Below are 7,741 nucleotides of genomic sequence, written 5' to 3' on the forward strand. Positions count from 1 at the left end.
CTAGACAAAATGACACCAAATGAGTTTTACTATGATCAGCTACCCCAACAAAACAAGGTGGCTTAACTAGAGCGGAATATCACTTATAAATACGCTTTTAGTTGTTCAAACAAGTGGGACCACCTCTATATCTCGATAGGTATAGTAGAGTGATATCTCGATAGGTATAGTGTTTTGCAGTTTAGAGGAGATATCGCGATGCATACGCGGAAGGCAATAACGGAGGCGCTTCAAAAACTCGGAGTCCAAACCGGTGACCTCTTGATGGTGCATGCCTCACTTAAAGCGATTGGTCCGGTCGAAGGAGGAGCGGAGACGGTCGTTGCCGCGTTACGCTCCGCGGTTGGGCCGACTGGCACTGTGATGGGATACGCGTCGTGGGACCGATCACCCTACGAGGAGACTCTGAATGGCGCTCGGCTGGATGACGAAGCCCGCCGTACCTGGCTGCCGTTCGATCCCGCAACAGCCGGGACTTACCGTGGGTTCGGCCTGCTGAATCAATTTCTGGTTCAAGCCCCCGGCGCGCGGCGCAGCGCGCACCCCGATGCATCGATGGTCGCGGTTGGTCCGCTGGCTGAAACGCTGACGGAGCCTCACGAACTCGGTCACGCCTTGGGGGAAGGATCGCCCGTCGAGCGGTTCGTTCGCCTTGGCGGGAAGGCCCTGCTGTTGGGTGCGCCGCTAAACTCCGTTACCGCATTGCACTACGCCGAGGCGGTTGCCGATATCCCCAACAAACGGTGGGTGACGTATGAGATGCCGATGCTTGGAAGAGACGGTGAAGTCGCCTGGAAAACGGCATCGGATTACGATTCAAACGGCATTCTCGATTGCTTTGCTATCGAAGGAAAGCCGGATGCGGTTGAAACTATAGCAAATGCTTACGTGAAGCTCGGTCGCCATCGAGAAGGTGTCGTGGGCTTTGCTCAGTGCTACCTGTTCGACGCGCAGGACATCGTGACGTTCGGCGTCACCTATCTTGAGAAGCATTTCGGAACCACTCCGATCGTGCCTCCGCACGAGGCCGTCGAGCGCTCTTGCGAGCCTTCAGGTTAGAGGCCGTCGACAATGATAATCTGGATCAACGGACCTTTCGGCGCCGGAAAGACGACGCTCGCTAAGCGGCTGCGCGATCGGCGTTCCAAATCGCTGATCTTTGACCCCGAGGAAATCGGGTTCGTGGTGAAAGAAACGGTCCCCATGCCAGCGAGCGGAGACTATCAGGATCTCCCCTTGTGGAGGGGACTTACGATCGCGGCGGTCAGGGAGATTCGAAGGAATTACTCGCAGGACATCATCATCCCAATGACGCTCGTGCACCCGGACTATCTGACTGAGATACTCGACGGGGTAAGGCGGATCGACGATCAGCTGCTGCACATCTTTCTGACGCTCAACGAGGACCTATTGCGTCACCGGATCGCGAACCAGACCATGCATCCTGACCCGAATCGAAATGCGGAGATTCGAGAGTGGCGATTAGCGAATGTCGCCCGATGCTTGGCCGCAAGGGAACGGCTTCCATGCACAACCCGTGTTCTCGATAGTGGTGCACACACCAGCGATGAACTCGCAGCGATGGTGCTCGACGGAATCGATGGGCGCACCTGATCGCCTTCGACGCCTGCGCAAAGCGTAGCGCGAGGGTGGCGGGCTCACGACCAAACGCCCAGAGGTCGATCATCGCAGGGATGTTTGGCTTTGTGGTGCGGACGACGGGACTCGAACCCGTACTCTCACAGAGAAGCAGATTTTCGTACCACCTCGACTTTCGCCGCCGTCTGATGACGTTCGTGGTCTGGACTGTCCCTTCGCCATTGCCCGAAGGCTTTAGGCGCCGCCCGTCCAGTCTCTACACCTTCCCCCGAAGGGGCTTGGCTCGGGATTGGCTTAGGGTATTGCCCGTTAGCGTTCCCCGACTTTGAGCGGTTCTACTCCGCGGATTTCCCCGCGGGCACTCCAATTTTAAAGTCTGCTGCGTCTACCGATTTCGCCACGTCCGCCTTTTTTCGCCGTTCCTAGCGCTCGTGCGATGCACCTATGTTGCACCTAGCGCCGAATCGTTCTTCGTCATCCTGAAAAACCACGTCTCCTAAAGCCTTGCATAGCTTATCTTTTCTCCACCACGAACTTTTTTGTGGGATGGTAGAAAAAAAGACTTTTTAAGTCCGCTGGCTTGCCAGGCCTTGTTAGCTTGTACGGTCATGGTTATCGGGTAAAGAATATTGACGGCATCGCTGGTGTCGGTGGCTGAAAAGCCGGCTCCCATCAGGGCAATAGCCATTTCAGATGCAGGCGTACAGGGCAATGGTCAACAGCTACAGCCTGTCTGACGATTCCGGCGTCATGGCTGCGGCGGCTATCACGCATTTTTTGTTCGGTCAGGCGGTGTTTTCGTACCTCAATGGTTGGAGCGTGTTGATCGGACCTGGTACAGGTTTGGACAGCACGGGCTGCAAATACGCAAGGGATTTAATGGGCCTGGTGGCGTTCACGGCTTTTATCGTGACGTTTCTGTTCAGGGGCTACTCATAATCTCGTGGCTCGGCGGTTCCCGGCACACCATGACAGTAAGGAAGGACCCTGTGTCTCAACTCTCCCAGCTTCGAAGCCCCGCCGCCGTGCAGGCTGCCATCGATGAGTTCGTGCAACTGGGCCGCACGAAATTCCTGGCGCGCCACGGCTACGGCAAGTCCCGCGACTTCCTGGTACGTGATCCGAAGACCGGCACCGATTGCGATTCCAAGGCCATCGCCGGTGTGGCCTTCGGCAAGCAATTTCCCGAGCAGGGCCCGCTCACTGCTGACAGCTTCTCCGGTGGCGAGGCGACCGTCGTTCCGGCGCTGACGCGGCTCGGGTTTCGCATCATTCGCATCGGCGAAGACTGGTCCGAAGAAGAGGTCCTGGCCACGGTCGAAGACTATTTCGACATGCTGCGTGCCGAGGCGGCTGGGGAGCCGTACAACAAGTCCGAGCACAACCAGGCACTGCGCCAACTGCTGAACGGTCGCAGCAAGTCTTCAGTCGAGCTCAAGCACCAGAACATTAGCGCCGTACTCGATGCCCTGGGCCTGCCCTATATCAACGGCTACAAGCCACGCGGCAACAGCCAACTGCTGCTGCGTAAATCCGTACACGCCTACGTTCTGGAACATCAGCAGACGGTCGGCGCTCTTGTCGATGCCCTGGAGGAGGTAAAACTTCCGGGTGACAAAACCTACCGAGCGGCTTTGGTAGAACCACCCGCCCGTGAAGTGCTTGTGCGTACCCCGGCATCTCTACGGCAACGCCTACCGCGAAAGTTCGATTATGCCGCTCGCGATGAAGCCAACCGCAAGCTGGGCCGGGCAGGGGAGCAGTGGGTGATTGGCTACGAACAGCAACGCCTGACCGAGCTCGGCCACCCAGAGCTTTTTCAGCGGCTGGATTGGGTGTCCGACACCCAGGGAGACGGTGCGGGGTTCGACATCCTGTCGTTCGAAGAGGACGCCCATGAGCGCTTCATCGAGGTGAAAACCACCAATGGCGGGGTAGGCTCGTCTTTCTTGGTCAGCCACAACGAACTCGAATTCTCCAAGGAGGCGGGCGATCAATTCCATCTGTATCGCGTGTTCCAGTTTCGGGACGGTCCGCGCCTGTTCACGCTACCCGGCGACCTCAGCCAACATGTGCATCTCAAGCCGACGGACTACCGGGCGAGTTTCCGGAGTTTGGTGGGGTAAAGGCAGGGTTCTGTTGAGCCGAATGGCTGTGTGCGGCCGATTCTGTTGAAAAAGTAGCGGCCTCCCCATGCCGTTGGCAAAATTGCTTTGTCAGCGAGCGTGGGGGCGAACAGCATGATGGGACAGTTACCGGGAGGACAGCAGCGCCTGTTCTACTCGTTCAATCTGGAAGATCACGTCCCGGCCCAACATCTCCTGCGCAGCATCGACCAGTGCTTGGATCTCAGTGATCTACGTGCCTACCTGGCAGATTTCTATAGCCCCATCGGGCGTCCCTCGATTGACCCGGAGTTGATGGTGCGCATGCTGGTCGTCGGCTACTTGCTATGGCATTCGTTCCGAGCGGCGATTGTGCGAAGAGGTGCACCTGAACCTGGCCTATCGCTGGTTCTGCCGGTTGGGTCTGGAAGACGAAGTCCCCAATCACTCGACCTTCTCGAAGAATCGCCATGGGCGTTTTCGTGACAGCGATCTATTCCGCTGGTTATTCAATGAGGTGCTGCGGCGCTGCATGGCAGCCGGCCTAGTCAAGGGTGAAGGTTTCGCCGTCGACGCCAGCATCATTAAGGCGGATGCCAGCCGGCAACGTGGGGTGGCGGGAGATGAGGTCGATTGGAACGATCCAAAGCTCAGCAGCCGCGCAGTGCGCGAGTACCTCGAAGCCCTTGATGAAGAGGCGCTGGCTGAGGCTCTTCCCAAGAAAATTTCGCTCACTGATCCTCAGTCCCGTTGGACAGCAGCGCCAGGTGGCCCGGCCTTTTTTGCCTACTCCACGAATTACCTGATCGACACTGAGCACGGTGTGATCATGGACGTGGAAGCTACCCCGGCGCACCGTACCGCCGAAGTCGATTCGACTAGGACGATGGTCGAGCGTGTCGAGGCGCAGTTCGATCTCACACCGGAACGCCTTATCGGCGATACCGCTTATGGCACCGCCCCGATGCTGGCCTGGATGGTCGAAGAAAAGGACATCGAACCGCATGTGCCGGTGTGGGACAAGACCGAGCGCAAGGACGACAGCCTCTCCAGTAACGACTTTCACTGGAGTCAGGACGCCAATGAATATCGCTGCCCAGCCGGCAAACCGCTACGCAGTGAATGGCGCGCCTTCACCCAGCAAAGGTCGCGGGTAACTAAGGCCAAAACCGTCATTTACCGCTCCAGCCAAACCGACTGCGCCACCTGCCCGTTGAAAGCGAAATGCTGCCCCAACACGCCGAATCGGAAGATCGTCCGCAGCATCCATGAGGCTGCCCGCGACGTGGCTCGACGCATCGCCAAGACACCGGAGTACCTCGTCTCTCGCTGCGAACGAAAGAAGGTGGAGATGCTTTTCGCCCACCTCAAACGGATCATGAAACTCGACCGTTTACGACTGCGTGGCCTAACGGGTGCCACTGACGAATTCACCTTGGCTGCGATGGTGCAGAACCTGCGCCGCATGGCCAAGCTTTTGCCTCAAGGGCCACCGCTGACGGGATAGGTATGCCTGCTACGAGCAGAAACCCTCAAATTAACCCTTAAACCTGAGCAAGGACGCTCAGTGAAACGCCGGAAGGCAACTTGAAGTGGCTTGCAGCCACTTCGACAGCAGGCACACCTGATCGGCAGGCTGCCGCTAAAGCTACTTTTTCAACAGAATCGGCCGATTTGTGCCGGTCGTCAAGGACCGCTTCGGATCACTCTCAACCGGATCGCGGGCCAGCTGATTTGCTAAAACCCGCGCCAAACTCAACGAAGGATTTCGCATGATCCGTTTTTTTTGGCGATCACGCTCGGCCTGATGGTTGGCTGCTCGTCGAGTTCAAGTTCGATCTGATCAGTGAGCGGTAGCGCAAGTGGATCGCCTCAGCCAAGCAGCGTTGTTGCCGGCGGCCGGAAGAAAGCCTTGAACTAGTAGCGGAAAGGATGAAACTTTATTTTTACGATTCTCAGCATTTTCCAAGGTTGAGCGAAAATTAGGATGATACTTTAATGATTCCGGCCTCCATCCCCACAAAACGCTTGCAGATGGCAGAATTGAAATAAGTCATTGTTTTAAATGGATTTTTGCAGGAATTGCTACGTTGCAGGGTCCTGTAGTTAGGATGACACTTTATTTTCCTCCCACAATCAAAGCATCCATCCATGCATTTGTGAAATCAGAACCCATTGAACGCATTGAGTTTGAAAAAAACTTGCTGAACTTAGGTATCGTGAACAATTATGAAAAATATATAGACTACAATAATTTGCTGTTTCACGTTTTGTTTAGCAAATGGATTAACAGTCCAGTTGACTTTGGATATTTTGTCGATCAAAACTTTTACGGTGCCAGCTAAGCTCACTCAAAACATCTACGGTGTAATACACCGTAAAAAGAATTGCACCTGGTACTTGCCACTAAAAAATGACAGTGAATGACATTTTGAGAGAAAAAAATTGTGGGGTAGTGCCTTTTCTACTCCTTTGAGAATTTTAATTATGACAATTCCGATACACCTAACAATAACTTCATATTTTTCTTTCTTGAACTAAGATTCAATAACTTAACTAATTTCTATTTCAATCATAAAATATGATATGTTGACCTTAAGAATAATTCATAAACTTTACTATGTTTGCTTTAAAAACAATTCATTTAGAAAAGAAAGTCTCAAACGAAAATCAAATTATTCTTTTATTTGATTTAGATTCATTCTGTCCATGTATGTACCCTATGCTGTACACCATGAAATTTCTTAGATTTCAAAGTATCTCTACGCAGCATGCAGATTTAATCGCAATAAAATTTTGGTATGAATTTTGGTTTGAAAAGTTTGCCACGTCCTTTTGTGAGTCGTTCTATTCGACATCCTATAATTTTGAGATCATTCAATGTGAAATTGATAATTTCATTGTTTACTTAGAAAATAATAAAAAACTTGAAAGTAATCTTATACGGCTAAGCAATTCAGAACATATTAATTACACAACAATTGGTCATAGAGTTAGATCCTTCTTAAAGTTTTACAACTTCTTGATTAATGAATACTTAAGCATGCAATCACAGCCACAACTTACGTTGAAGGAAATTCAAAAAATTAAAGAAAACTTGAATAAATATATGACAATAAAGAAAAAAATTATAAATAATTTTTCAAAAGCCAATAAGACAATTAAAAGTGAGATAAATCATAATTTTAAGAGCATGAATCAGGAAATGATTAAAGGATTGTATTCAGTCATTTCACCAAGTAACTCTAATAAATACAATGAATTAAATCCTTTTAGATCTAAAAATGTACAACTCAGAAACTTTCTGATCATACATCTCATGCTCAACTATGGTCTTAGAATTGGTGAGCTTATGCTACTAACAACCAACTCTATTAAAAAATCAATTCAGAATCATAGTTTTAGTTTAATTATTACAAATACAGATGATGAGTTCGATGATCGATCAAAAAAGCCAAAAATCAAAAATGAATATTCGTACCGAGTAATTAAACTGCAGGAACGAGACTACAGAATTCTTCAAATCTATATAAATGAAATCCGAAAAGAAATTCCTTCACATATCTTATTTACATCCTTAAAGCCTCCCTATTCTGCTTTAAGTTATGGTAATCCTCCCATAAATAACCGAAGTTAAAAGTAGAGGTTAAGCAGCCCTTAGAGGTGGCTTTCCTTTGTTAGCTTGATGTGGTCTTTCATGGTTGTAATGCCACAACCAGTTTGTTGCATAATCTTGTACTTCTTCCAGTGTGTCAAATAGATGCTTGCTTAGCCAGCTATAACGTATAGTCCGATTATAACGTTCAATATACGTAAGCGTCCGCTGAATCCCATACCAATTTTAATTCGATTTAGGTTTCCAGCAGTGTGGCAGTAACTCTTCAATCTGGGTCACTTTATGTGTCGGCAGCCTTTTCAGCACATCACTTAAATAGGCATACGGATCCAAGCCATTCAGCTTTGCTGACTGGATTAACGTCATGATGTTTGCCGCTCGCTGACCACTGCGCAGCGAACCTGCAAACAGCCAGTTCTTG

The 7,741-nt window shown here is 50.9% G+C and carries 6 protein-coding genes and 3 pseudogenes; 6 read left to right on the forward strand and 3 right to left on the reverse strand.

All coding sequences use genetic code 11. From position 1 onward, the window contains the following. The first annotated feature begins 198 nt into the window (after positions 1 to 198). Positions 199 to 1,059: an aminoglycoside N-acetyltransferase AAC(3)-IId gene (gene aac(3)-IId / locus FTT91_RS13785; RefSeq protein WP_000557454.1), complete on the forward strand. Its 861-nt coding sequence runs from the start codon at positions 199 to 201 to the stop codon at positions 1,057 to 1,059. A 12-nt stretch (positions 1,060 to 1,071) separates the two neighbouring features. Then, positions 1,072 to 1,614, forward strand: coding sequence for an AAA family ATPase (locus FTT91_RS13790; RefSeq protein WP_000587837.1), 543 nt, complete (start codon positions 1,072 to 1,074; stop codon positions 1,612 to 1,614). Between the two features lie 481 nt (positions 1,615 to 2,095). Here the strand turns inward: FTT91_RS13790 and FTT91_RS13795 are convergent, their stop codons facing one another. Next, positions 2,096 to 2,287, reverse strand: coding sequence for a hypothetical protein (locus tag FTT91_RS13795; RefSeq protein WP_000951934.1), 192 nt, complete (start codon positions 2,285 to 2,287; stop codon positions 2,096 to 2,098). Between the two features lie 23 nt (positions 2,288 to 2,310). Between FTT91_RS13795 and FTT91_RS13800 the strand changes: the two genes are divergently transcribed. From FTT91_RS13800 to FTT91_RS14880, 4 genes and pseudogenes are all read left to right on the forward strand, one after another. After that, a complete protein-coding gene (locus tag FTT91_RS13800; RefSeq protein WP_000248278.1) occupies positions 2,311 to 2,538 on the forward strand; it encodes a hypothetical protein in 228 nt (75 codons plus the stop codon). A gap of 50 nt (positions 2,539 to 2,588) precedes the next feature. After that, entirely contained in the window at positions 2,589 to 3,725 is a 1,137-nt protein-coding gene (locus FTT91_RS13805) for a DUF3883 domain-containing protein (protein WP_000080860.1), read from the forward strand. 114 nt (positions 3,726 to 3,839) lie between these two features. Further along, positions 3,840 to 5,211 (forward strand): annotated as a pseudogene (locus FTT91_RS13810) (IS1182-like element ISCfr1 family transposase). Between the two features lie 1,113 nt (positions 5,212 to 6,324). Then, positions 6,325 to 7,317: pseudogene (locus FTT91_RS14880) on the forward strand (site-specific integrase); the annotation flags it as partial. Positions 7,318 to 7,350: 33 nt separating this feature from the next. Here the strand turns inward: FTT91_RS14880 and FTT91_RS13820 are convergent. Together FTT91_RS13820 and FTT91_RS13825 are read right to left on the reverse strand one after the other, a co-directional pair. Further along, positions 7,351 to 7,515: pseudogene (locus tag FTT91_RS13820) on the reverse strand (integrase core domain-containing protein); the annotation flags it as partial. Between the two features lie 30 nt (positions 7,516 to 7,545). Further along, positions 7,546 to 7,741, reverse strand: a 196-nt coding sequence (locus FTT91_RS13825) for a transposase domain-containing protein (RefSeq protein WP_031971408.1), incomplete at its 5' end; no start/stop codon positions are given.

It is taken from the genome of Acinetobacter sp. YH12021, assembly GCF_013420145.1.
Classification (GTDB): domain Bacteria; phylum Pseudomonadota; class Gammaproteobacteria; order Pseudomonadales; family Moraxellaceae; genus Acinetobacter; species Acinetobacter towneri.

Excerpts from the sequence above, each read along its gene's own strand:
- FTT91_RS13790 (WP_000587837.1), top strand. The coding sequence starts at position 1,072 with ATGATAATCTGGATCAACGGACCTTTCGGCGCCGGAAAGACGACGCTC.
- FTT91_RS13795 (WP_000951934.1), bottom strand. The coding sequence starts at position 2,287 with ATGGCTATTGCCCTGATGGGAGCCGGCTTTTCAGCCACCGACACCAGC.
- FTT91_RS13800 (WP_000248278.1), top strand. The coding sequence starts at position 2,311 with ATGGTCAACAGCTACAGCCTGTCTGACGATTCCGGCGTCATGGCTGCG.